Here is a 23,426-nt window from a genome sequence, read left to right as displayed (position 1 = left end):
CAATGTCCGTTTTTACATCTAACGCAGTGTATCATGGCAAAACAGTATGACAATCAAAGGGTAAATAAACTGCACCGCCAAACTTAAAGCAGGCAACAGCTGTTGTTCTTCTGCATCAGCCTGCATTACACTGCTTAACAATGCTATGGTGTGCAGGAGCCCTAATGTCTGTATTAACCCCTTATCAGTTACGTCAGCAGTGCCGCAGTGGCGCCTTTAGCGGCAATACCTCGGGTTTAGCGCCCGGCTTTGTGCAGGCTAATATGGCGATATTGCCCAAACAGTATGCCGCCGATTTTCTGCAGTTTTGCCACTTTAACCCCAAACCTTGCCCACTGCTGGGGATGGCGGCCACACCCGGTGCTATTGATATGCCGGCATTAGCCAACGATCTGGATATCCGCAGCGATTTACCACGCTACCGTATTTTTCGTCAGGGCCGGTTGATTGAAGAGGTCACCGATGTACGCGACTACTGGCGTGATGATTTAGTCACGTTTTTAATCGGCTGCTCGTTCTCGTTTGAAGAGTCACTGCTGGCCGATGGCCTGGAAATTCGTAATATCAGCGAAAACGTCAATGTGCCGATGTACCGTACCAATATCGCCTGCACCCCGGCCGGGGTATTTCACGGTGGTATGGTGGTCAGTATGCGGCCGATGCTGCCTGCAGATGCAATACGGGCGATTCAGATTTGCTCGCGCTTTCCGCAGGTGCACGGTGCACCGGTGCACTTTGGTGACCCAATGGCTATTGGTATTACTGATATTACTAAGCCGGATTTTGGCGATGCGGTAACGATAAAGCCGGGCGAGGTGCCGGTGTTCTGGGCCTGCGGCGTAACACCGCAAGTGGCAATTGCCAATGCCGGGGTGGAGTTTTGCATCACCCACAGCCCCGGCCATATGTTGGTTACCGATGTGCCAAACAGTAAACTGTCGGTATTGTGATTAAGCTGTTACCGCCGCTGCAGCTCCTGGCGCACTATAGCTGCGCCAGCCGTTAACGCCTGTAGTTTGCCATTGGCGATATGGCGCGCTAATGGCGCCATGCCACAGTTAGTGCAGGGGTAAAGTTTATCGGCATCGACATACTGCAGCGCTTTTCGCAGGGTCGCGGCCACCTCGTCCGGCGTTTCAATCGTATCAGTAGCCACATCTATGGCACCGACCATCACTTTTTTGCCGCGGATAAGCGCCAGCAGCTCCAGCGGTACCCGCGAGTTATGACACTCCAGGGAGATAATATCGATATTCGATTGCTGCAGTTTGGGGAAAATCTGCTCGTACTGGCGCCACTCACTGCCCAGCGTTTGTTTCCAGTCGGTATTGGCTTTAATGCCGTAGCCATAGCAAATATGCACGGCGGTTTCGCAGTTAAGGCCTTCGATGGCACGCTCTAAACAGGCGATGCCCCAGTCGTTAACCTCATCAAAAAACACGTTAAAGGCCGGCTCGTCAAACTGAATAATATCTACCCCTGCCGCGACCAACTCTTTGGCTTCCTGATTGAGTATTTTGGCAAACTCCCAGGCCAGCTTTTCGCGGCTTTGATAATAGCCATCGTACAAGGTGTCGATCATCGTCATTGGCCCCGGCAAGGCCCATTTTATTGGCTGTGTCGTTTGCCGGCGTAAAAACGTCGCATCTTCGACAAACACCGGCTTCTGCCTGGATACCGGCCCGACCACCGTTGGCACACTGGCATCGTAGCGGTTACGAATACGCACCGTTTTGCGGTTTACAAAGTCAACGCCGTTTAAGTGCTCAATAAAGCTGGTAACAAAGTGTTGCCGGCTTTGCTCACCATCGCTGACAATATCAATACCCGCCTGCTGCTGTTGTTGCAGCGCCAGCGCCAGCGCATCCCGTTTACCGCTCGTCAGCTCATCCCCCTGCAGCTTCCAGGGTGACCAGAGTGTCTCTGGCTGTGCCAGCCAGGACGGCTTGGGCAAACTGCCAGCCGTTGACGTGGGGAGTAATGTCGTCATGCTAAGCTCCACTGCTGTAATTTGGCCTGGTGTGGTTTAATAAAGTGCTCTTGCGCAAATTTACCCTGTTCAAGCGCCAAGCGGCTGCGCTCCTCACGGTCATACACTATTTGCGTGATTGAGTGGTCGGCGTTTTTCAGACTTGGCTGATAACACTTACCCGCCACCGCATTAGCGTTATAAATTTCCGGCCGGTAGATTTTCTGAAACGTCTCCATGGTGCTGATGGTGCTAATCAGTTCCAGGTTAGTGTAGTCATTCAGCAAGTCACCGATAAAGTAAAACGCCAGCGGCGCAGCGCTGTTGGGCGGCATAAAATAGCGCACCTGCAGCCCCATTTTCTGAAAATACTGCTCGGTTAACGATGGCTCATTTGGCTGGTATTCCACGCCCAATACCGGGTGCTGATTCTCTGTACGGTAATAGATTTTATTATCTGACACACTCAGGCATATAACCGGCGGCTTGGAAAAATGCTGCTTGTATGTCTCTGAGTTAATGAAACACTGAAACAGTTTGCCATGCAGGTCGCCAAAATTTGCCGGAATACTGAATTGGGCTTGCTGCTTATTGTGCTCAAGCAGCAGTACGCTAAAGTCGTAATCGCGCAGGTAGGAAGAAAAGTTATTGCCGACGATGCCCGCCAGACGCACCTTGGTTTGGTGGTCAACGATGTGGGTTTGCAATACTTCAATCGACGGGAAGCTATGGCTGCTGCCGCTAATCTGGATATCAACCGATATAATGTCCAGCGCTACCGCGTAACGATCTGCCGTAGCATTGTCCCATTGTGCTAAGGCATTAAACCTGTTGTTTATCATGCTAAGGGCGTTGCGCAAATTTTGCTGCCGGTTGTCACCCCGGGCTAAATTGGCAAAATTGGTCGTAAGCCGTGTACTGTCTGCCGGCTGATAATGCTCATCAAAGGCTTGTCGTGTAATGCTAAAGCTAAAATCGTTACTCATAATTGCCACCCTGTTTTGCTTCACTGCCAACATCAGGCCTGAACAGCCGGTTGTTGTTTGACGCTGACAAATAAAGACTTCCAGACGTCTAAACATACAATAAAGCATAGGCGCAATTTTTAATGATTAAAAATGATACTTTCTCATCAATCAATGAATGTAAATCATCACTACATACTCACCACTTAGCTTAACCATCCTAATCTTGAACCCTGTACGCATGACACAAAACGATGTATTTTTACAATCCAATGATTAGGGTTCATAGATAAAGCATGATTGAAAAAATCCACCTGAGTATTCTGCGGGAGATCAGCCGCAGCGGCTCAGTCACCGCCGCCGCTGCTAAACTGCACCTGACACAGTCCGCGCTGAGCCACAGCATTAAAAAGTTGGAACAGCATGCTGGTGTCAATGTGTGGTTAAAAGATGGCCGACAGATCCGCCTGACACAAGCCGGTGAATATCTGCTGGAGCAAGCGAACCGGCTGTTGCCGCAGTTTGAGCGTATCGACGATACACTGCGTCAGTTTGCCGCCAACGAAAAAGGCAGTTTACGTATCGGCATGGAGTGCCACCCCTGCTATCAGTGGCTACTAAGGGTAGTTCAGCCGTTTTTGGCCCAATCGCCGGGGGTCGATATCGACGTGAAACAACGTTTTCAGTTCGGCGGTATGGCTGCGCTGTTTAACTATGATATTGATTTACTGATCACACCCGACCCCATCAACAAGGCCCGCATCGAATTTGAGCCGGTGTTTGGCTATGAACTGGTGCTGGTGGTCAGCCAACAAAACCCGCTGGCCGACATAGCTAACGTCAGCCCACAGCAACTAAGTGAGCAAACTCTGTTGACCTATCCGGTAGAAACCGCACGGCTGGATATTTTTCAGCAGTTTTTACTGCCGGCTCAATGTATGCCTAAAGCCCATAAAACCCTGGAAGCCACCGACATTATTCTGCAAATGGTGGCCGCCAACCGCGGCGTAGCCGCTATGCCCAAATGGCTGGCACAGGAATATGCCAACATCCTGCCGATAGCGTTGGTGCGCCTGGGTGAGCACGGTATCCATAAACATATTTATATTGGTTACCGTAAACAGGAAAAGCACAACAACCATATCCAGCGCTTTATTGCTTTGGCGAAAGGTTACTCAGCTGCAGGCGAAACACTATGAACTACAGGTCCTAGGGTTTACTCAGCTGGAGCCAGCGACAAAATGCGCTATTGCGGCGGCGCAAAGGCGGCAAACATTTCATCGCAGGTCATATTGTGAGTGGCTTCGGCAAAGTTGTAATAGCCCGGCTTGCTATCGATACACACCTGATGGTCGAACACCAGATCGTCGGCGTTATCAAATAAACCGGCCGGCATAATATACTGGCCATTCTTGCTCAGGCGGTAAAACAAATGCGTGCCGCATTCGGCACAGAAGCCGCGCGAGGCCCATTCTGACGAGCGGTAGGCGCGAATATGTTGTTCGCCGTCAAAGCGGACATTGGTACCACAATCCAGCGCCAGCAGCGGGCCGCCGCCCCAACGCCGGCAAATACTGCAATGGCAGGCTCCCACTTTATGATCTGCCGCACTGGCGGTTATTTTTACTTGGCCGCAAATACACTGCCCATGACGTTGCACTGACATTGTTATCTCCCCGCTTAAATGTAACAAGTTGTTAAACTTTACCTACCTTACACCCCGTTAATCTGCCTAACTGTGTAAAGTTGTAAAAAAGTTGCCTAAGAACGTCATACTCATACAGCACCTGCTGTAATCTCGACTTACGCATTATCGGTAACTTAGTGCTCACGGCCGACCGTGTAAGCGACGCTTAATTTGTCTGCGGCATATCCTGCGCTAGGGCATATCGCAGCCGAAATTGCCGCGCCGAGATATTGCACTGTTGGCGATCAGGCCATGCTTTATCGTCGGCTACTGGCGATAATGCGCCGACAGCGCCTGTAAAAAGGCATGCTCATCAATGGCAGCCCGGCCCAGCGGTTTGGCTTGCGCACTTAACATCACCACCACCAGCTTAGTGTCGGGGTCGACAAACAGGTACTGACCAAAGATACCTTCAGCGGCATAGCTGTTGCCATGCAGCGGCCACAGCATATAGCCGTAATCAACGGTGTTACCGCCAATCTGTTGCCGGCTACTGGCAGCACGCATCCAGCCGGTGGGTAACACCCGTTGCTTTTTACCGTCAACGGTAATTACACCGTCATTCAGCCAGAATAAGCCCAAACGGCCATAATCACGTAAGGTCGCCGATAAGCCACTGCCGCCAATTTCCTGCCCCTGCGCGGCATCCAGCCACCAGGTGGCGTTGGCCTGCATACCCAGTTTTGACCAGATTTTATCAGACAAATACTGCGATACGGTTTTGCCGCTTGCCGCCTGTACTAATGCCGAGGCCAGCTGGGTTTCACCGGTACTGTAATTCCATACGCTACCAGGCTTGGCCGCGCGTGGCAGCGCCGCCATAAGATCCAAAATGCTGCCCGACTGCTGGCTGATTTGCGCCTCTAGCATCCGGCGCCGGTCAGATGCCGGATCAGTGTAGGTTTCATTCCAGGCCACACCCGAGCTCATTTGCAGCAACTGCTTTACACTTACATCAGCATAAGCCGTACCTTTAAAGCGTGGCAGGTAGTTGACGATGGCATCATCAATGCTATTGATCAGGCCATCCTGTATCGCCGCACCCACCAGGGTTGCGGTAACCGACTTAACCACCGACATCGACATCCAGCGCGTGTGTTGATCATTACCCAGCTGATAGGACTCAAACTGCACCTGGCCGTTGTGGATAATCAGCAGGCCGCCAACCCGGTTCATCGACAGCACATCATATAAATCATACTGCTGGCCGTTCAGGCTAAAGCTGAACTGTGCTAACGGCTTATTACTGACTTGCAGCGGGCTTATGCTGTCGCCCCGCTTTACCGTGCGGCTTGGAAACAAGCGGTCAATGTTACGAAAGGTGTTTACCTGAATATCCGGGTACAGTTTGCCATCATACACCTGGCGCACTGTGCCGATCTCTTCAGCGGCATGCCGATAAACAGGTTCTGCCGCGGTAACCACAGCGCTGCAGATAAGAAACAAGATAACAACAGGTGCGGTTAAGCGCTGGAAAGGATGCATCGGCCAGGGTTCCTATGTCAGTTCGGTTTATTTAAGCATAGGCGCTAAATAACCATAGCCCAATTGACGCATTTGCCGCTCAACCCATTGCACGCGTTGCTCCAGGTAAGGCGTTAATTGTGTTGGGTCACGCTTGCGCGGACTTGGCAACACAACCGCCAACCGGGCCGCCTGGTTCACCGTTAAATGGCGGGCAGCTTTGCCAAAATAGTGCTGACTGGCCGCTTCGACGCCATAAATGCCTTTACCAAATTCAGCAATATTTAAATACACCTCTAAGATGCGCTTTTTGCCCCAAACCAGTTCCAGGCTTAGTGCCAGGCCGGCTTCAAGCCCTTTGCGTACCAGGCTGCGTCCCGGCCACAACAGCAGGTTTTTCGCGGTTTGCTGGCTGATAGTACTGGCGCCGCGCAGGCCGCCACCATCGTCATACTGCTCTAGTGCCTTACTGATGGCGGCAAAGTCAACGCCATAATGCTGCACAAAACGCTGATCCTCAGACGCCACCAGTGCCAGCGGCAGGTGTGCCGGCAAGCTGTCGATATTCACCCATTGATAACGTGGCGGATACGGGCTTTGCAGCATAAAAGCGGAGGTGGGCGGCGGCACAAAACGCAGCGTCACTAGTAGCAGCAATAACAGCAACAGCAGTGCCAACACTGCACGCCAGCTAATAAACCATAACCAGCCCAAAATGCCGCGTTTATGCTGTGTCATTTCGCCTCACTTATCACCTTTTACTTAGCGCTAACGGCCGACAGTATAGAATATCCGCCAGCAAAACCCTACGCAGCTATAGCACACTACCCATGTAGCAGCAGCCTTAAATCACCATATCGTCATCAAAAAAACACGTTTTATTCACATTTAATCACTAGCCTGATGTGGTGTTACCTGGGATACGTCTGAGCTGTCTGTCCGTCCGTTAATGTTTTACCCTTGCCTTGAAGGAGAACCTTATGCGCTCAATCACCCTGTTACGTGGGCCTACCCTGGCTGCTGTAGCGCTGGCCTGGCTATGCGCCCCTGTTACGGTACTGGCCACCAGCCCAAACGATACCGCGGCTAAGCACAATGTACAGCTTAAACCGCCACAACCTTATGCCGTGCAGCTGGGGCCAAGGCCGTTTTATCTTATTGATGACATGGACCCGGGCCCGGTTAAAACCCTGCTGCAAAGCTGCCCGAATGGCCGCAAACTTAAAAGCACACTGTTCTCGATTGGCCATCGCGGTGCGCCACTGCAGTTTCCGGAGCATACCAAAGAGTCTTATGAAGCAGCGGCCAGAATGGGCGCTGGCATTATGGAATGCGACGTCACCTTTACCCAGGATAAACAGCTGGTTTGCCGCCATTCGCAGTGTGACTTACACACCACCACCAATATCCTGGCGATACCCGAACTGGCTGCCAAATGCAGCCAGCCTTTTACCCCGGCCGACCCGCTTAGCGGCACACCTGCCAGCGCCCGCTGCTGTACCAGTGATATTACGCTGGACGAATTTAAGCAGTTAACCGGCAAAATGGATGCCTTTAACCCACAAGCGACTACCGTGGCCGAGTATATGCAGGCCACACCCACCTGGCGCACCGATTTATACGCCGGCAAAGGCACTTTGCTGACGCACGCCGAAAGTATCGAGCTATTTAAGCAGCTAGGCGTGAAGTTTACCCCTGAGCTAAAAGCCCCCGAAGTGCCGATGCCGTATCAAGGCGATTACAGCCAGGCCGATTACGCCCAGCAGCTGATCGATGAGTACCGCGCCGCCGGCGTGAAAGCCAAAGATGTCTGGCCACAGTCGTTTAATATTGCTGATGTGCGTTACTGGCTGGCCAACGAGCCCGCCTTTGGCCGCCAGGCGGTCTATCTGGATGACGCTAACGACCCGTCTCAACTGCCAAGCGCTGCCGAGCTGCAGGGCTATAAAGCCGAAGGCATAAACATTGTTGCGCCGCCAATGTGGGCCCTGCTGCAGCTGGACAGTAATAACCAGATAGTGCCGTCTGACTATGCCCGCCAGGCGAAAAACGCCGGCCTTAACCTTATTGCCTGGTCATTCGAGCGCTCTGGCCCGCTACAAAACGGCGGCGGTTGGTACTACCAAACTGTTAAGCCGGTAATTAATAACGACGGCGATATGATGCAGGTACTGCATGTGCTGGCACAAGACGTCGGTGTCATCGGCGTCTTCTCCGACTGGCCCGCCAGCGTTAGCCATTATGCCAACTGTATGGGTTTGCGCTAACAGCAAGTAGCCGGCCAACACAGGCAGTTAAGCGCTGCGAAGTCGGTTTACCCGGCTTTCGCGGCGCTTTACTACCGGATATCAGACAACAAGATGCCGTTTATGGCCGCAAATATCAGCGCTTGCAGCTGGCCGTTACCGGGTATGAAATGAGCCAAGGGGTAGATTATTTGTATCAGCGCCGACCCCAGATACCCGGGCAACAGCTATTTCGGCAATACAATGCTCTGTACCGATTCGACCAGTGTGCGCGGCAAGGAACAAGCGCCCGCACCAAACTCATCCATCACTCAGGGCTGAAAGTCCTGCGTTTCCAGATACAGTTGTTGTACCTGTATACCTTGTTGCTGTATCAAGCCCAGTACCTGCTGTGGCGTACTGTGGTGAAACTGCAGAACCGGCGGTAACGCAGATACCTTCAGAAGATGATCATAGCCGGGCGCTGTGCCTATCTGATGCAGCAAAAACAACTGGTCATGGTGACTAAATGCCGTATAGCTGCCGTTCTCGGCCAGCTTATTTACATCGGGCAGCCGGCGTTGATATAGCTGACGGCGAAATGTCACCGCAATACCGCTTAACCAGCGCTCGCCGCCCCGTTCAAAATGGCCCTGGTAAATGTCAGCGTCGACACTAAATACGTTGGCGTTAATCATCCGGCGCAAGTCAAAGTCGGCCGGTAACAAGGTTAGCAAGCTATTGTGCTGCAGCTGTGCCAGCACCGCATGCTGAATGCCGGCTGGCAGCGCCACTTCATACACCAATTGGTAGTCGTGTGGCGGCCGGTACAGCGGCAAATGTGACACCAACAGGCTGTCATTGGCAGCAAACAGCACCATGCCGTGGCTACCGGTATAGTCATGCTGGTGCGGCGTTTGCGCCGCCAGCAGTAAAGACAGGCACAGCAGCAATATCGACAATAACGTTTTCACAGTGGCATCCGCCCAACGCTAACTGAAACTGCTAACTATGCTAAATCAGGCTGGCCGGCTTAGCCAGTGTAAGTTGCCATGTCATCAAATTACCATTGCTGCAACAAGGTTTACCCAATGTAATGGCGCTGTATGCTTTTGGCAGCCAGCTATATGCTTACCTAACGGTTAGATGATGTTAATCTTTACTGCCAGCGGCTTGGCAAGGGCAAACGACATAGATTGTTAGCTCCGCCGCCATATTCGGGGTTGTAAAGCAGATTAAAGCCCGCTAATGTTTGGCGCATTAAATTTACCACGACGGCGTATCTTCGGTGTACCGCCAAATAGTAAGGCGCCGGTTATGACCCTGGCTAAACATTTTCGCTATTTTTCACTGCTCGGTACATTAAGTTTTGCTGCCGTGCTGGCCGGTTGCAGCACAGCACCGCTAACGCCGTCCGCCCCACCGGCAAGTGACTGGGTTAACCGCTGTACCGACTGGGATAAGTGGGACAAAGCCGGGCCGCCGTATCAAATTTATGGTAACAGTTACTATGTCGGCACCTGTGGCATCAGCGCTATTCTGATCACCGGTGCTGACGGCCATATTCTGATCGATGGCGCCACCGCCGCCGGTGCAGAGGTCATCGCCGCCAATATCCGTACGCTTGGCTTTTCACTGCAGGACGTAAAGCTGCTGCTGCAAAGCCATGAGCACTTTGATCATGTCGCCGGTTTAGCCCAGCTGCAGCAACTAAGCGGTGCAAAGCTGCTGGCATCGCCTGTCGCAGCGCCGGTGTTAAGCAGCGGCGTGGTAAATGCGGCCGATCCGCAAGCTGGCATGCACGAGCCGTTCCCGGCGGCAAGGGTGGATGGCCTGGTTACAGCAGGCCAGCAAGTAACCCTGGGCAAGCTAAGCCTGCTGCCGGTGGCAACGCCCGGCCACACCCCCGGAGCCTTAAGCTGGCAGTGGACCAGCTGCGAAGCGCAGCAGTGCAAGGTGTTGGTGTATGCCGACAGCTTATCGCCGGTAAGCAGCGACAGTTATCGTTTTAGCCAGCACCTTAGTTACCTGCAAGCGTACCGCGCCGGGTTGGATAAACTGGCAGCGCTGGAGTGTCAAATTCTGCTTACGCCCCACCCATCGGCCAGTGATATGCGCACGCGGCTGCAAAGCAGCACGGGTTTAACCGATGCCAATGGTTGTGTGCTTTATTCACAAGCCGTAAAACAGCGGCTGCAAAAGCGTTTAACAGAAGAAACTGTGAAGGAAGGGCGTAGCGAGCGTTAGATTATTAGCTCCGCCGCTATATTCGTTTACGTCGCTAGCTTACTGGCTTAGCGCTATTTGCCCTGCCCTAAAGCAAGAGTTACACTGCTGTGCATAAGCTATACAGCCTGAACAGCGGAGCCCGGGTTGAATTTCTCGCCAATACTGCAGTTGTTGCAACAACGTTTACCCAATTTAATGGCAGTCTATGCTTTTGGCAGCCAGGTAAGTGGCAATGCCGATAACAACAGCGATCTCGATTTAGCTGTGCTGGTAGCAGGCTACGCCGATGTCATTGAGCTGTGGGACATTAGCAGTGATATCGCCGAGCTGGTCAACTGCGAAGTCGATTTACTCGACTTTCGCGCCGCCTCTACGGTGATGCAATACCAGATCCTGATGACAGGCCAGCGCTTGTTTGCTATCGACAGCAGTGTCGGCGTTTATGAAGCTATGGTGTTATCGCAAATGACTGCACTTAACGAAGCGCGTGCCGGTGTAATTCAGGATATAAGAGAACTAGGTGCTGTTTATGGCCGTAAGTGATATGCCGGCTTTTTACCTGCTGAATTAGCAGAAAAGATGAAAAAATGGTCGGTTTCAGAAATATCGCGGTACATGAGTATCAGCGCTTGCAACTGGCGGTTACCGAGTATGTGATTACCCAGCGGTTAGATGATTTTAACCAGTACTGCCAGTTGCTGCTTGGCAAGAACTAATGACACTGTCCCTGTTAATTCACTATCAGATTAATTAGCTACGCCCCCTTTCCCTCACAGAACTTAACAAAAATAACCATTAAATTAACTTTTGTGATATTATTCGCACCAATTCATCCGACAGAAAGGAAGCGATAGTGAAAAACTTAGAGCGTGCAAAAGCTAAATTAATGAATGTTAGGCAAAGGCTTATGCAGAATCATTGCTCTGCCGTAATGGAGAGAGTTGAAGTAGCAATGTTTATGGATCTTTTCGCTCAGGGCGGGATATCGAATGGTCAGATAAATATGATCCTTCGCAATAAAGCAGTTGCCATAACTACCAGAACACATTTACTGGATGACATACGCCTGCTGATGTTGGGCGATACTTTGCCAAAAATTGCCAATGCGATAAGTGACCCTACCGGTTTTGCTGCTGAAGGTGGTGGCAATATTCTGGAACATACTGGCAAGGCTATCAAGCCACTTGGTCATATCAGCAAACACTACTCAAATTATTTATCCCTAAAAACTATGACCGATGTTGCTGCCGTTATAGATCAGTTCATGATGGAAAGTGTAAGTTTTGACTTGTGGCGCAACGCCTTGGAAGCCAATATGGTTACCAGACTTAAAAAAGCGGGTAGTCTATGAAGATATTTTTACTATTTGCAACAATGCTTTATAGCATGACTGCTACTGCCTTTGACATCACTGAGAGCACATTTATGGCTCCTGATCCGGCAGCCCTGTGCACAAGCAACGAAGCCATGTTTGGTGGTGCTTCTGTTATCTACTCCGATTGCAACAAAGACATTGAAGGCATTATCGTCAGCAAGATTGAAAGCAGCCGCAGCTTTGCTGATTTGCAACAGTTTGTTAGTAAGTACCAGCCAGATGGCAGCTATACCGATTACGACATTACCGATGCATTATTTGACGGCACTGTAGTGGCAATAACCCCGTTCGACAAAAATATGCAGGTCGCCAGCAACGGCAAAACACTACGTTTTTGCCTGGCAGATCGCACAGTTTACTTAGTCAGAAACGACAGCAACTGGGCGTCCATTATCGTATTATCTAAATAGCGCATTAGCTACGAAGCGGGGACAAAAACGCTAAAAACTGTCAGCAGGATGCTAAAACCAGCAGACACTCATTGAGCGTGGGACAAGAGAGCCCCGATATGTGTATGTTGCAGACTATTGCCTGGCAACCATGATGACAGATGAAGCAGTGTATCTTACTGATGGGCAAGAGCCTGGCCGCTAGCGCGGCCAGAAGAGAGGTTTTACCTATTGACTCCGGGAAGGCTCATATGTGTTAGGCTCATTGCAAACCGGCTGTGTTCAAAAGTTGGAGGAGCCTACCAATGTTAGTAGCTTCAAGAACGGGGGGGGCCAACGCTTTGCTCACCGGTAAATTGCGAGCGCAGCGAGTAATTTATCCGTGTACAGCAAATTGTTATACCCTTGCACGTCAATCTTTATCCCAACCGGCTCGACCATCACAGAATTCGCAGCCTCTCCAATATGAGTCTTCAGACAAATTGGTAGACTCATCGTTACACCAACCGCAAACTCCATAAGTATCAGAAACTGCGAAGCATTCCGTACAAAGATATTGAGAGTCAGCTACTTCAACGACGGTTTCGTAGCACATACATTCGCCACAATTAAGAGGGAATGGATAGTTTCCCCCGTCTTTGACGGCCATATGGGCTGCCCCATCATCTACAAACTTCTCAAGTAACTGGCTTCCATCGTGGTGATGTCCACAGCTAGAGCATTCTGCTTCAGCTATCCCTCGATACAATGCTTCCCCTTCCTCACATTCAGTACACTCAATGAGAATACATTGCTCGTTTAGGCCACACACTAAACATTTCGATTCGTACAGACTGTCACTTTCATCTGGATGTCTATCAGACTCAAATCCACAGGAAGGGCACGTATGAAAGATATACCCCTCAGAAACTTGTTCTTCAATTTTCGGCTTGAGCTCTTCAAACACCACTTTTAAGAACTCATGATGCTCACGTAACTTCGCATCAATTTCCGAAATCTCTTGTTTCCACTCTTTAAATGTATCTTTCCACTGGCCAAGCATCAAATCATGTAAAAAATACCAAGCCGATAACTGCTCTTTAACAATGGCTTGAATTCTTTGAATTCCAGCTTGCTCTGTTTCTGCCGCGTGGTAAAAGTGCACCATCTGGTTTCTATGCTTAGTTACTGCTCGGAATGACTTGAGTTGCTTATCTCCAAGACCTGATTGAGCAACTTTTTCCAATCTTGTCGCTGCCTCTTCTAAAGTTACAGAGACAAATTTACCTTGGGTGAATTCCTGCCAGTCTGCTTGCTTTTTAGGTGAAATAACTAAAGTCCAATGCTCGCTCATCAGCCTTGCTTTCAATACAAGTTCAATGGCTGCATGAAAATGAATCACGGAATACTTCGGCTTCTGTTGTAGTTCCGCAATCGACTGTCCCAAGAAGTCGAGCGCATTATTAACAACATGCTGAAACATTTCTTGAGGAATTTTCGATTTACTCATGCTTACCACCCAAAGGCATAACGCTCGCAACAGCGGGCAATATGTAGCGCCAGAGGAGAATTGCTCCGCTGCTTGCGTTTATTAAGTGCGCAGGCAGAACTCGTAAAACGAGGAGCCAAATGCGGATATCGATATTTTCTCGAAAAGCGCATTGTCGGTAGTTCCACCACTGTTGAAAACATCTTGCTTTCCTATCACGAACCCTCTCAATTTAAGGGTGCCTACAGCACCGACGATTGCATATTGCTCAATCCCAGGCCTCTGGATTTCCCCAAGGAGAAGATCAGGGTTATCTTTTACGTATCCCAGCAGCTCGCATTCTAGCAATGACATTTGCGCTATCGCCTCAAGAAAATGTTTTCTCTCGTCGAAATTCGTCCCAATGGGGCTTTCCAATGTACTTTTGTAGTAGTTACGTAGATACTTTCGCTTTTCTTCTAAAGGCTCCGCCTCTACTTTTTCATGGATTAGCTCGATTATAGCCTCTAGGGCGGCAGGATCTTGGCTGCTCAAAGAAAGTTGCTTAGGGGCATTCCGTATTTCGTCGGCGAGCTCACTATAGAATGACTCTAAGCGAGCAAACCGCCTTTCTTGTTTCGAGCCGAAGTAAATCGTTGCAAGCGATCCTCCTACATACGGGATCAACTGCATCCCAGCCTCAATAACCAAGTCTTTAGTCTTGCCGTTATTTTTTTCCAATTAGAAATACTCCGCAGCTGTACGGTTGACCACTTAACAATCTATTCAAAGGATCAAAACCCGCGAGTTGCGCGTTGATGACACCGCAAGTTCCAAAGCAAGTCTCAAATTTAGTTCCAGTCTATTTCGCTAGTAGAATGTAAATCAAGCATTTTTATCTTGTAGCAATTTTGCCTTGGTAAACTACGAGTTTTAAACCCGCAAGTTGCAGATAAAAAACTCAAAGGCGAAACTATGCATTTAAACAGTGAGAACAAGCAGATTTTCGGGCAACAGATTATTGCGCTGTAACACGCCTGGCATTAATCAGCTTTAACAGCTCTGCGGTGGCGGTGGCATCATCCAGCGCTCGGTGGTGGTTGGTTAGCTTTATGTCGAACTCTTGGCACAGCTTACCCAAGCTGTATGATTGCAGCCCCGGGTAATAGCGGCGCATATTTACTACGGTGCATAGCTGCGGCATATCAAACGGCTGCTCTAACCTGGCAAATTCGGCGCGGATAAAGCCGTAATCGAACTTGGCGTTATGGGCGACAAAGACTGCGCCTTGCAGGAAGTCGGCAAGTTTATTAGCAATCTGAGCAAAGCTGGGCGCGTCGCTGACCATGCTGTTACTGATACCGGTTAAGCGGCTGATAAAGGATGGGATAGGCCGCTGTGGATTTAGCAGTGTGCTATAGCTGTCTATCACTTCGCCGCCCTGCAGTTTCACTGCGCCAATTTCAATCACTCTGTCGGTGCCCGCTTTGCCGCCGGTGGTTTCGACATCGAGCACCACGTATAGCCGGTTGGGATCGACTATCCACTGCAGTTTTTCTATCCGCGCGTTAAAACCAGCCTTGTTCAGGGCCTGCAGGCGCGCCAGCTGATGGCGCTGAATTTTATCGCCCGGGGCTTTTACCTCAACAAATTCCAGCTGGTTTGCTTTGATCAGCAGTAAATCGGGGTAGCCGCTGCTATGGCGGTTAAAATCCTGCGCCATAGCGCGCAATATGGGCGCTAAGCTGCTTACGCCATCATTTTTGGCAGCATATTGCAGCAGTGGCAGTAGCTGCTCGGCCAAGTCGCTGTGCCAGTAAAACAGGCTATTGGCTTTGCCATAATGCGCAGTTAAGGCGCTAAGCAGCTGCTTGTCGGCACCGGGCTGTGCCAGTTGTGCCAGCTTGTGCTCTATGGCGCTGGCAAACTGCTGATAAAAACCGCCGCCGGCTAAATTGCGTGGCCGGCGCTCAAAGGGGTTATGCAGTGCGCTGTCGCTGTGTTCAAACAGCTCGTGCCAGAACCAGAGGCCAAACAGCGCCAGCCAGAGGTTGTTTTCGCTGTGAAACGTGCGATAGCCATGCTTGGTGTAATACGCCATTAAACCCTGCTCGGCTTTACCACTGTACAGCTCGTCGATGCCGGTTTGCGGCGCGCTACGTAATAGCTCTGTTAACACAGAGCGCTTGATGCTACCGGCAAACTTACGCTGATAAAAATCATCGGCAAACAGCCACTCTTCATCACAGCTGGGGTCGTCCAGTAGCTGCTGCAGATACTGCTGGCACTGGTCAGTTTGGCCACTGCTGTAATACAGCCGCACCAGACGTTCACTGGCCGGGAAACCGGCACTTTGCTGATAAAAGCGGATGGCCAGCTCTTTAAGCTGATACTGTTCGGCCAGCTTACCTAACTGATAACAGCGTTCGCTGCGTTTGAGCGCCAATGCATTATCGTCGGTCTGTGGCCATTGGCTTAGCGTAGCCAGCCAGGGGGTCAGTAATGCAGCAGCGGCTTCAGGCTGCTGTTTTAGCTGTTTAGCTAACTCAAACACCTGCTGCTTGGCGCTGGCCAGAGCAAACGCCAGCTGTGCCTGCGCTAAGTCGGTAAAACGAGGGCTAAACTGCTGCTTAAGCTGGCCGGTTTGGCGGATACCCAGATCACGCAGGGTAAACAGCGATAAGTTAGCTTCAATACGGCCAAAATAGAGAAAATACAGGTAGTTAAGTGGCTGCTGGCGTTGCAGCACCAGATAGCGCTGCGGTAGCTGGCTGATAAACACTAGCCAGTTTACCTCGAGTTTCAGCGCGCTGCGCAGTAATTCGGGCTTGGTCTGGCTTTTTTTCACTGTAATAGGTGCTGGCAACTGCTGCTGGGCCAGCTGTAACAGCTGCCAGAGCGTATCTTTGGTTAAACGCAGCCAAAAATCGGCTAAGTTATCGCTGCTAAGGCTACCGATAAAGCCGGCTGCGGCCAGCTCATCCAGCACCGGCCCTGGCGGGCCTATTTCAGTGTAATTAAGCTCGCTGTCGGCAAATACATTGCCTTTGCGGTTTAGCATGCGCACCAGCAGCTGCTGCGCCGGCACGCTGAGCGCGGCAAAGTCACTGATATAGCGGCGGCTATCGGCCGTTAAGCAGGGCGCGTAGTGCTTACTGACAAACTGCAGCAGCTCGTTAAAGTGCTGCAGGTAGTAACCGCTGTCGAGCTCCGGCTTAAGGTGCGCCATGCGTTAAGCAATAACGGTGCTAACCAGATAGCCGGTGTAGCCAACAAACACGGCCAGTAGCAAGCCACCTTCCAGCCGGTTAATACGGCCCTGTTTTTTATAGCCATACCCCATGATAAACAGCGCTGCGGTTAATACCGCCATCAGCGTCCAGTCACGGCTTAACACCACTGCATCTACAGCCATTGGCTCAATCATGGCGGCAATACCCACCACCGCCAGCGTATTAAACAGGTTAGAACCTATAACGTTACCCAGCGCGATATCGTGCTCGCCTTTTTTAATGGCAATTAATGATGATGCCAGCTCTGGCAGCGAAGTACCGACCGCCACTACCGTTAAGCCAATTACCAGCTCGCTGACACCCAGGCTTTGCGCAATAAATACCGCACCGTATACCAGCATGCGAGAGGCAATAATTAACAGTACCAGGCCTACCAATAGCCAGATAATCGACTGCTTTAGCGTCATTTTTGGCTGGCCGGTTAAGTCTTCTTCCATTTCTGTCGCTAAGGCGTCCTGCGGGTTACGCATACCCTGCCACACCGACCAGGCCATTAGCGCAAAAAACACGCCAAGCAAACACCAGGCATCAAGGCTGCTAAGCTGATGGTCAAACAGCTGCCAGCCGGCAAACAGGGTAACCAGCATTAAGATTGGCAGCTCTTTTTTCAGCACTTGCGAGTGCACGGCAATGGGGCTTAACAGCGCCACCAAACCTAAAATCAGCGCGATATTGGTAATGTTCGAGCCATAGGCATTACCCAGTGCCAGCGCCGGGTTGCCGTCACTGGCGGCCATCGCCGATACCACCATCTCCGGCGCCGAGGTGCCAAAGCCGACAATAATCATACCGATTAACAACGGCGGCATACCGGCGTAACGGGCGGTGGCAGAAGCGCCATCGACAAACTTATCGGCGCTCCAAACCAGCAGCGCCAAACCGGCAATCAGTGCAACTATAGCCAATAACATAACGTCGTCCTTTTTCGGCGTTAAAACTGCGCGCAGCATAGCATGTCGGCTTAAAGCCAATGAAGCGGCCACAGCGCTCTTTTGAAACTATTTTTAAAAGCGGTTAAGCTCACGGCCTGAGGCTATGAGAGCCGTCAAAAGTGGAGCCTGTTATGACAACCCTTATCACCATTTTAGCCCTGCTGTTTGCTGCCCTGTTTATTCTGGTCACCTTAGCGGAAAAATACGGCAGCCGCGATAGCGAGCAAACCGCCAAATTAAGCCGCTATATTATGCCGCTGGTGGCATTGCTGATTTTGGCACAGGTGATTAAGTTTGCCTTTTTCTCTGACTAGGGCTGCACTTGCCGCCGTATTCTGCCCAGCACACTAACCAACAGTGCCGGTAAAAACGTCAGGCTAATCAGGGTTGAAAACAGCAAACCACACAGCACTATAATGCCCACTCCACGATAAAGCTCGGTGCCCTCGCCGGGGATCAGCACCAGCGGCGCCAGGCCAAATACCGTGGTGGCGGTTGACATTAAAATCGGCCGAAGCCGGGTCGCCACCGCCTGCATGACCGCCTCTGTTACCGCTATGCCAGCGTTTTTCAGGTTATGCCGGCTCTGATCAACAATCAGGATCGGGTTATTCACTACGGTACCCAGCAAAATTAAAAAGCCCAGCATGGTGATCATATCAAAGGGTTGATGAAAACCGCCCAGCCCCACCAGCGACAAGGCACTACTGACGCCATTAATGCTGACCAGCCCGACCAGCGCGCCGGCCAGCCCCAGCGGCACCGTAGCCAGAATAAACAGCGGATAGCCCCAGTGGCTGAAAATCGCTACCAGCAGCAGATAAATCAGCAGCACCGCCACCGCAAAGTTACCGCTAAGCGCGGCCTTGGTTTCATCCAGCTGATCAGAGGCGCCGGAGATATCCAGCGTCACATCACTGCCAATGGCGCCATCGCGGCGCAGCTGTGGCACCAGTTGTTGTTGCACTGTGGCCACTGCGGTTTCCAGCGCCACCGAGCGCGGCGGAATAATATACAGCGTTACCGTGCGGCGGCCATCAACGCGGCGCAGGGTGTCGCTGTCGGCCACTTCAACTAAGTCGGCCAGGCTACTTAGCGGCAGCACAGCGCCCGAGGGTGTTAACACCGGCGTTTGCGCCAGTTGCGCCAGGCTTTGCTGGTTACCGGCGCTGCTAAATAAAAACATGTCTACTTTATCGTCGCGGATAAAAAACTCATCAACATAAGCACCGTCACTGAGCGCCGATACCGCATAGCCAAAATCGGCGGCACTAAAGTTAAGCTCGGCCAGCCGCTGCCAGCGCGGGCGGATCTGCACCAGCGGCTGATCCAGTGATAACGACGAGGGTTCAGAGTTAAGCTGTGGTTGGTCAAACAACTGGCCGGCAGCAACATAGGCCGCATCAGCAGTGGCATACAGGCTGGCGAGATCGGGCCCGGAAATGTCCAGCGCCACCGCACGGGTGCCGCCGTCATTACTGCTGATAATAGAGCCGCGCGCCGAAAACGCCCGCATACCGGGGTACTGGCGAAACAGCGTGGTGATCGCCTGCATCATGGCATCAATGTCGGCCGGGCGCACCGGCTCACTCAGTACCCGGATACGGCCTACTGACACACTGAGCGAATAGTATTTTAGCGGCGGCATCGCGGTTTCGCCGTTGTTAAAGGCTGTTGGCGCGCGGTTAACTTCCACATCCAGCCTGGCACGAATTTCCTCGGCAATCAGCGCCATTTCCGACAAGTTATACCCCGGCGGCGCTATCATCGATGAAAAAGCTTTCGGCTCTTCGCCTTCGGGCAAATATTCAGCCGGTGGTAGCACATACCAGGCACCACCCAGCGTCAGCAGCACGGTAACAGCAACAGTAATACGCCGGCGCAGTGAGCTGGCAATAATCGCCTGCACCAGCGCTAACAAGCCGGTAGGGGTAACATCTTGCTGCTCAGTAACCGTGCCACCAAAACCAAGCTTTGCCACCGCGGCCGGCACCACAAATACTGCTACCAGCATAGAGGCGATAATGGCAGCAGCGATGGCAATGGCGATATCGGAATACAGCTGGCCAGCCTCCTGCTCGACAAACAACACCGGCACAAACACCAGCACCGTGGTCAGGGTAGAGGCCAGCACCGCCGGCCAGACCTCGCGCACACCGGCGATAGCGCCTTCAATACGGTCCAGCCCGCGCCGGCGCGCCTGCTCAATGCTTTCCAGCACCACTATGGTGTTGTCCATCGTCATGCCGATAGCAAAGGCAATACCGGCCAGCGAAATAACATTAATGGTGCGGCCAAACGCCAACAGGCCCAAAAACGCCGCTATGGTACATACCGGTACCCCCAGCACGCCCACCAGGGTGGCGCGGCCCGAGCGTAAAAATAAATACAGCACTAAGGTGGCCAGGACGGCACCCAGCGCCAGATTAGTCCAGACATTGCGGATAGAGTCTTCGACATAGCGCACATCATCGCTTATCAGCATCAGCTGCAGGCCATTGCCGGCCAGCGTATCCTGATTCAGCTGGGTCACCACCTGCATCATCTGCTGTTTGATATCAATCACATTAGAGCCGGGCTCGCGGCGCACCGACAAGCCCAGCGTGCGCTCACCGTCGGCAAACGACAGCTCGCGCACTTCAAAATGATCCAGCACCAGCGTTGCCACATCTTTTAGCCGCACCTGCATATCACCCTGCTGCAGCAAAATCAGGTTTTCCAGCTGCGGCAAACTGTCGAAACGGCCCACCATTCTAAGCAAATAACGCCGCTTGCCGCTGTCGATATCACCGGCCGAGCTGTCGCGGTTACGGGCCCGTATGGCATCGCGCACATCGGTCAGGCTCAGGCCACGCTGCGCCAGCTTGGCCGGATCGACCAGAATTTGAATTTGCCGCTCGGCACCGCCACTGACCCCGACTTCCGATACGCCCGGCACCCGCTCCATTTGTGGCCGCACATAGTCTTCGGCGTAGTCGCGCAGCATATCCATATCCAGCGCCAGCGGGTTACCACTAAGTGGCATCAGGCGGAAGTACATAAAGGCATTATTCGAAAACGAGCTGCTGTAAAGCCTTGGCTGGTCGACATTTTCCGGGTACGACGGCACCTGGCTTAACGCATTGCTGACGCGAATAAGCGCTTCGTTAACATCGACACCAAAGGGAAACTCCAGCTCTATCTGGGCCGAACCGGTGCCGGCACGCGAGATCATACGTTTTAAGTTCGGCAGGGTACGCAGATAGCGCTCCTGCTCTATCAGGATTTCTTTTTCCACATCCTGCGGCGTAGCACCGGGCCAGCCGGTGATCACACTGATGGTGCGGACATCCAGATCAGGGATCATCTGCACCGGTATACGCAGCGCCGCGACGATACCCAGCACACAGCAAATCAGCACAGCAACGGTTAAAATGGTGCCCCGGCGAATACCTGCATCCAGCATCGCTTACTCCTTGTCCGGGCTATTAACGATGCTAACCGGCTGGCCGTCACGCAGGGTTTCATTACCGCGCACCACCACCGGCTGGCCCTCTGGCAGGCCGGATAAAATCTCCACCCCCTGCTCGCTGGTTTTGCCCAGCCGCACCAGATGCCGCTGCGCTGTATTATCCTTAATGCTAAACAGGCTGAAATTACCATCCGGGTGACGCAGCAGTGCATCAGGCGGCACCACCAGCACAGTGCTGTCGTCACGCTCAAAATACAACGTCGCACTGGCCGAGCTGCCCGGCAATAAAGGCTGCTGCCCGGTGTTTACACTAAAGCGGGCCAGAAAGCTGCGGGCGCCAGCATCGCCCACCGGCACCGCTGCGCTCAGCGTCGCTGCCAGGCGCTGGCCGCTTTGCAAATCTGGCACCACCTCAACCCGGCGCAGGTTATTTAGCTCACTAAAATATTCTTGTGGGACTTGCAGATCCAACAGCAGCGGGTTCAGGCTAACCAGTTGCAGCACCGGTGTGCCTAAATCAACCCACTCGCCAACATCGGTAAAACGCCGCGCGATAACGCCGGCAAAAGGCGCCGTCAGTGTATGGCGCGCGACCACTTCCTGTTGCTGTGCCAGCGCAGCCTTCGCCCTTGTAGCGTCGGCCCGGGCTTGCGCCAGCGCGGCCCGGCGTAAAGTCAGTTCGGTTTGCGGAAATAACTGGCGGGCACTTAACTGCTCGGCTTCCGTGACCAGCCGCTCGGCTTCAGCTTCGCGCACCAAAGCGGCATTAAAGGCAGCCTGTTGCTGCGCCAGCTCGTGCTGCGCCAGAGTGCTGTCAAGTTTAAGCAGTGGCTGGCCTGCCCTGACCTCGGCGCCGGCATCGACTAACAGGCTGGCAACCAGGCCGGCGGTGCGGCTGGATAAGGCCGCGTCCTGCTGCGCGGTTAAGCTGCCACTTAATACCAGCTGCTGCGCCAGCGCCTGCTGTTTTGCCTGTACCACCTGCACCGGTGCGGCGTCCTGCGCCAACACGCCAACGGAAAAAAAGCTACTGAATATCAGTGGCACAAGCTTGCGCATAAGGTTCCCTACCAGATAAGAACGGTTCTTGTTAAGCGCTATAGTATGGCGCAAAGCCGTGCTTAGATCACTTTTTGCCGGCCCGGCACCTGGCTGGCTTTACTGCCAGCTAAGTGGCTGTAGCCGGTAAAAGCGGCTTAATTGGTCATATAACCTGGGGTACTGCTCGGCCAGCGCTTTGGGCTGTTCAAAAAACACTTCGCTTATTACGGCAAAAAATTCGGCCGGGTTAGTGGCGCCGTAATGGTCAAACAGGCCACTTTCACCCAGCGCGGCCTGACGCTGTAAAGCGGCAAACTCAGCGGCCATCACGCCAGACCACTGCTGATAATCGCTGCTACGCTCCAGTAAAGGCGCGCCGTTGGCAATGCCTTTTTCCTGATCCAACTGATGAGCAAATTCATGGATCACCACATTGCGGCCATCCGTGGGGTTGGCCGCACCGGCCAGCGTATCGGCCCAGCTCAAAATTACCCGGCCCTGGCCCCAGGACTCGCCCGACAGCACCCGGCGCTGCTCATGCATCACTCCGGCAGCATCGGCCTGCTGGCCCGGTACAATAAAGGCAGCCGGGTACAGCAAAATACTGTGTAGCTTAGGGTAATAATAGTCGGGCCGGTTTAGCAGCAATAAACAGGCTTGAGCAGCGATAGTCACGCGCATATCATCGGTTACCGTCAGGCCATCACAGCCGATAAAGTGCTTTTCCGCGATAAATACCTGAATATGCTTTTTTAGTTGCAGTTGTAAATCGGCCGGCAGCGCCCGAAAATACGGCAAACGCTGTTTTAAGATAGCGCGCCAGCTGGCCGGAAACGGTTGCGCCATTAGCTTGCGCCGCTGATATTTACGCCAGTAAGCTGGCAATAGCACGGCAGCGATGATCGCTGCCCCCAGTAACAGAGTAAGCAGTATAGCCAAGCCAAACCTCAGGCAGTCAG

The 23,426-nt window shown here is 52.4% G+C and carries 22 protein-coding genes; 9 read left to right on the top strand and 13 right to left on the bottom strand.

What is annotated here, in order from left to right:
* Positions 1 to 164 precede the first annotated feature (164 nt).
* Positions 165 to 950 carry a putative hydro-lyase gene (locus RNAN_RS09215; RefSeq protein ID WP_008221074.1) on the top strand — a complete coding sequence of 262 codons (786 nt, stop codon included), beginning with the start codon at positions 165 to 167 and terminating at the stop codon, positions 948 to 950.
* Between the two features lie 8 nt (positions 951 to 958).
* On the opposite strand, the gene RNAN_RS09210 is transcribed toward RNAN_RS09215, so the two are convergent.
* Positions 959 to 1,990: a methionine synthase gene (locus tag RNAN_RS09210; RefSeq protein WP_008221072.1), complete on the bottom strand. Its 1,032-nt coding sequence runs from the start codon at positions 1,988 to 1,990 to the stop codon at positions 959 to 961.
* A complete protein-coding gene (locus RNAN_RS09205) occupies positions 1,987 to 2,955 on the bottom strand; it encodes a DUF1852 domain-containing protein (RefSeq protein ID WP_040551943.1) in 969 nt (322 codons plus the stop codon). Before RNAN_RS09205 ends, RNAN_RS09210 begins: the two co-directional genes overlap by 4 nt.
* Before the next feature lie 275 nt (positions 2,956 to 3,230).
* Between RNAN_RS09205 and RNAN_RS09200 the strand changes: the two genes are divergently transcribed.
* Positions 3,231 to 4,133: a LysR family transcriptional regulator gene (locus RNAN_RS09200; RefSeq protein ID WP_008221068.1), complete on the top strand. Its 903-nt coding sequence runs from the start codon at positions 3,231 to 3,233 to the stop codon at positions 4,131 to 4,133.
* Between the two features lie 47 nt (positions 4,134 to 4,180).
* Here RNAN_RS09200 and RNAN_RS09195 read toward each other — a convergent pair whose 3' ends face one another.
* The 3 genes from RNAN_RS09195 to mtgA all read right to left on the bottom strand — a co-directional run bounded on the left by RNAN_RS09195 (position 4,181) and on the right by mtgA (position 6,823).
* On the bottom strand, positions 4,181 to 4,600 hold the full coding sequence (locus RNAN_RS09195; protein ID WP_008221066.1) for a GFA family protein: 420 nt from the start codon (positions 4,598 to 4,600) through the stop codon (positions 4,181 to 4,183).
* A 288-nt stretch (positions 4,601 to 4,888) separates the two neighbouring features.
* On the bottom strand, positions 4,889 to 6,106 hold the full coding sequence (locus RNAN_RS09190) for a serine hydrolase domain-containing protein (RefSeq protein ID WP_008221064.1): 1,218 nt from the start codon (positions 6,104 to 6,106) through the stop codon (positions 4,889 to 4,891).
* Positions 6,107 to 6,133: 27 nt separating this feature from the next.
* A complete protein-coding gene (gene mtgA, locus RNAN_RS09185) occupies positions 6,134 to 6,823 on the bottom strand; it encodes a monofunctional biosynthetic peptidoglycan transglycosylase (protein ID WP_008221062.1) in 690 nt (229 codons plus the stop codon).
* A gap of 242 nt (positions 6,824 to 7,065) precedes the next feature.
* Here mtgA and RNAN_RS09180 point away from each other — a divergent pair, with 242 nt between their 5' ends.
* A complete protein-coding gene (locus RNAN_RS09180) occupies positions 7,066 to 8,352 on the top strand; it encodes a glycerophosphodiester phosphodiesterase family protein (RefSeq protein ID WP_008221061.1) in 1,287 nt (428 codons plus the stop codon).
* 290 nt (positions 8,353 to 8,642) lie between these two features.
* Here RNAN_RS09180 and RNAN_RS18680 read toward each other — a convergent pair whose 3' ends face one another.
* On the bottom strand, positions 8,643 to 9,284 hold the full coding sequence (locus tag RNAN_RS18680; protein WP_008221060.1) for a hypothetical protein: 642 nt from the start codon (positions 9,282 to 9,284) through the stop codon (positions 8,643 to 8,645).
* Between the two features lie 343 nt (positions 9,285 to 9,627).
* Here RNAN_RS18680 and bla point away from each other — a divergent pair, with 343 nt between their 5' ends.
* From bla to RNAN_RS09155, 5 genes are all read left to right on the top strand, one after another.
* Complete coding sequence (gene bla, locus RNAN_RS09170; RefSeq protein WP_008221058.1) at positions 9,628 to 10,557, top strand: subclass B3 metallo-beta-lactamase; 930 nt, start codon at positions 9,628 to 9,630, stop codon at positions 10,555 to 10,557.
* 126 nt (positions 10,558 to 10,683) lie between these two features.
* Positions 10,684 to 11,082, top strand: coding sequence for a type VII toxin-antitoxin system MntA family adenylyltransferase antitoxin (gene mntA, locus RNAN_RS09165; RefSeq protein ID WP_008221057.1), 399 nt, complete (start codon positions 10,684 to 10,686; stop codon positions 11,080 to 11,082).
* A gap of 44 nt (positions 11,083 to 11,126) precedes the next feature.
* On the top strand, positions 11,127 to 11,255 hold the full coding sequence (locus RNAN_RS18925; RefSeq protein ID WP_008221056.1) for a HepT-like ribonuclease domain-containing protein: 129 nt from the start codon (positions 11,127 to 11,129) through the stop codon (positions 11,253 to 11,255).
* Positions 11,256 to 11,392: 137 nt separating this feature from the next.
* The gene (locus RNAN_RS09160) at positions 11,393 to 11,890 is read left to right on the top strand and encodes a hypothetical protein (RefSeq protein WP_040551942.1); all 498 of its coding nucleotides are present in this window, start codon (positions 11,393 to 11,395) and stop codon (positions 11,888 to 11,890) included.
* Between the two features lie 35 nt (positions 11,891 to 11,925).
* Positions 11,926 to 12,324, top strand: coding sequence for a hypothetical protein (locus RNAN_RS09155; RefSeq protein ID WP_148275696.1), 399 nt, complete (start codon positions 11,926 to 11,928; stop codon positions 12,322 to 12,324).
* 391 nt (positions 12,325 to 12,715) lie between these two features.
* Here RNAN_RS09155 and RNAN_RS09150 read toward each other — a convergent pair whose 3' ends face one another.
* From RNAN_RS09150 to RNAN_RS09135, 4 genes are all read right to left on the bottom strand, one after another.
* Positions 12,716 to 13,792, bottom strand: a complete 1,077-nt coding sequence (locus tag RNAN_RS09150) for a hypothetical protein (RefSeq protein WP_008221052.1) — start codon at positions 13,790 to 13,792, stop codon at positions 12,716 to 12,718.
* A gap of 81 nt (positions 13,793 to 13,873) precedes the next feature.
* On the bottom strand, positions 13,874 to 14,491 hold the full coding sequence (locus tag RNAN_RS09145; RefSeq protein ID WP_040551940.1) for a hypothetical protein: 618 nt from the start codon (positions 14,489 to 14,491) through the stop codon (positions 13,874 to 13,876).
* A 277-nt stretch (positions 14,492 to 14,768) separates the two neighbouring features.
* Positions 14,769 to 16,979 (bottom strand): exonuclease domain-containing protein, encoded by a 2,211-nt coding sequence (locus RNAN_RS09140; protein WP_008221050.1) that lies wholly within the window; start codon positions 16,977 to 16,979, stop codon positions 14,769 to 14,771.
* Between the two features lie 3 nt (positions 16,980 to 16,982).
* Complete coding sequence (locus tag RNAN_RS09135; protein WP_040551955.1) at positions 16,983 to 17,954, bottom strand: calcium/sodium antiporter; 972 nt, start codon at positions 17,952 to 17,954, stop codon at positions 16,983 to 16,985.
* A gap of 152 nt (positions 17,955 to 18,106) precedes the next feature.
* Here RNAN_RS09135 and RNAN_RS09130 point away from each other — a divergent pair, with 152 nt between their 5' ends.
* A complete protein-coding gene (locus RNAN_RS09130) occupies positions 18,107 to 18,289 on the top strand; it encodes a hypothetical protein (RefSeq protein ID WP_008221046.1) in 183 nt (60 codons plus the stop codon).
* Here the strand turns inward: RNAN_RS09130 and RNAN_RS09125 are convergent.
* From RNAN_RS09125 to RNAN_RS09115, 3 genes are all read right to left on the bottom strand, one after another.
* Positions 18,286 to 21,420, bottom strand: coding sequence for an efflux RND transporter permease subunit (locus RNAN_RS09125; protein ID WP_008221044.1), 3,135 nt, complete (start codon positions 21,418 to 21,420; stop codon positions 18,286 to 18,288). The genes RNAN_RS09130 and RNAN_RS09125 overlap by 4 nt on opposite strands.
* A gap of 3 nt (positions 21,421 to 21,423) precedes the next feature.
* A complete protein-coding gene (locus RNAN_RS09120; RefSeq protein WP_008221040.1) occupies positions 21,424 to 22,485 on the bottom strand; it encodes an efflux RND transporter periplasmic adaptor subunit in 1,062 nt (353 codons plus the stop codon).
* 99 nt (positions 22,486 to 22,584) lie between these two features.
* Positions 22,585 to 23,406, bottom strand: a complete 822-nt coding sequence (locus tag RNAN_RS09115) for a M90 family metallopeptidase (protein WP_040551954.1) — start codon at positions 23,404 to 23,406, stop codon at positions 22,585 to 22,587.
* Positions 23,407 to 23,426: the final 20 nt, after the last annotated feature.

The organism is Rheinheimera nanhaiensis E407-8 (assembly GCF_000296695.1).
GTDB classification, from domain to species: Bacteria; Pseudomonadota; Gammaproteobacteria; order Enterobacterales; family Alteromonadaceae; genus Alishewanella; species Alishewanella nanhaiensis.
Note: the sequence above shows the minus strand (reverse complement) of the source record. Positions and strands in the feature narration are given on the sequence as shown.

Coding starts and splice junctions, on each gene's coding strand:
- RNAN_RS09215 (WP_008221074.1), top strand. CDS start 165: ATGTCTGTATTAACCCCTTATCAGTTACGTCAGCAGTGCCGCAGTGGC.
- RNAN_RS09210 (WP_008221072.1), bottom strand. CDS start 1,990: ATGACGACATTACTCCCCACGTCAACGGCTGGCAGTTTGCCCAAGCCG.
- RNAN_RS09205 (WP_040551943.1), bottom strand. CDS start 2,955: ATGAGTAACGATTTTAGCTTTAGCATTACACGACAAGCCTTTGATGAG.
- RNAN_RS09200 (WP_008221068.1), top strand. CDS start 3,231: ATGATTGAAAAAATCCACCTGAGTATTCTGCGGGAGATCAGCCGCAGC.
- RNAN_RS09195 (WP_008221066.1), bottom strand. CDS start 4,600: ATGTCAGTGCAACGTCATGGGCAGTGTATTTGCGGCCAAGTAAAAATA.
- RNAN_RS09190 (WP_008221064.1), bottom strand. CDS start 6,106: ATGCATCCTTTCCAGCGCTTAACCGCACCTGTTGTTATCTTGTTTCTT.
- mtgA (WP_008221062.1), bottom strand. CDS start 6,823: ATGACACAGCATAAACGCGGCATTTTGGGCTGGTTATGGTTTATTAGC.
- RNAN_RS09180 (WP_008221061.1), top strand. CDS start 7,066: ATGCGCTCAATCACCCTGTTACGTGGGCCTACCCTGGCTGCTGTAGCG.
- bla (WP_008221058.1), top strand. CDS start 9,628: ATGACCCTGGCTAAACATTTTCGCTATTTTTCACTGCTCGGTACATTA.
- RNAN_RS18925 (WP_008221056.1), top strand. CDS start 11,127: ATGGTCGGTTTCAGAAATATCGCGGTACATGAGTATCAGCGCTTGCAA.
- RNAN_RS09155 (WP_148275696.1), top strand. CDS start 11,926: ATGACTGCTACTGCCTTTGACATCACTGAGAGCACATTTATGGCTCCT.
- RNAN_RS09150 (WP_008221052.1), bottom strand. CDS start 13,792: ATGAGTAAATCGAAAATTCCTCAAGAAATGTTTCAGCATGTTGTTAAT.
- RNAN_RS09140 (WP_008221050.1), bottom strand. CDS start 16,979: ATGGCGCACCTTAAGCCGGAGCTCGACAGCGGTTACTACCTGCAGCAC.
- RNAN_RS09135 (WP_040551955.1), bottom strand. CDS start 17,954: ATGTTATTGGCTATAGTTGCACTGATTGCCGGTTTGGCGCTGCTGGTT.
- RNAN_RS09130 (WP_008221046.1), top strand. CDS start 18,107: ATGACAACCCTTATCACCATTTTAGCCCTGCTGTTTGCTGCCCTGTTT.
- RNAN_RS09125 (WP_008221044.1), bottom strand. CDS start 21,420: ATGCTGGATGCAGGTATTCGCCGGGGCACCATTTTAACCGTTGCTGTG.
- RNAN_RS09120 (WP_008221040.1), bottom strand. CDS start 22,485: ATGCGCAAGCTTGTGCCACTGATATTCAGTAGCTTTTTTTCCGTTGGC.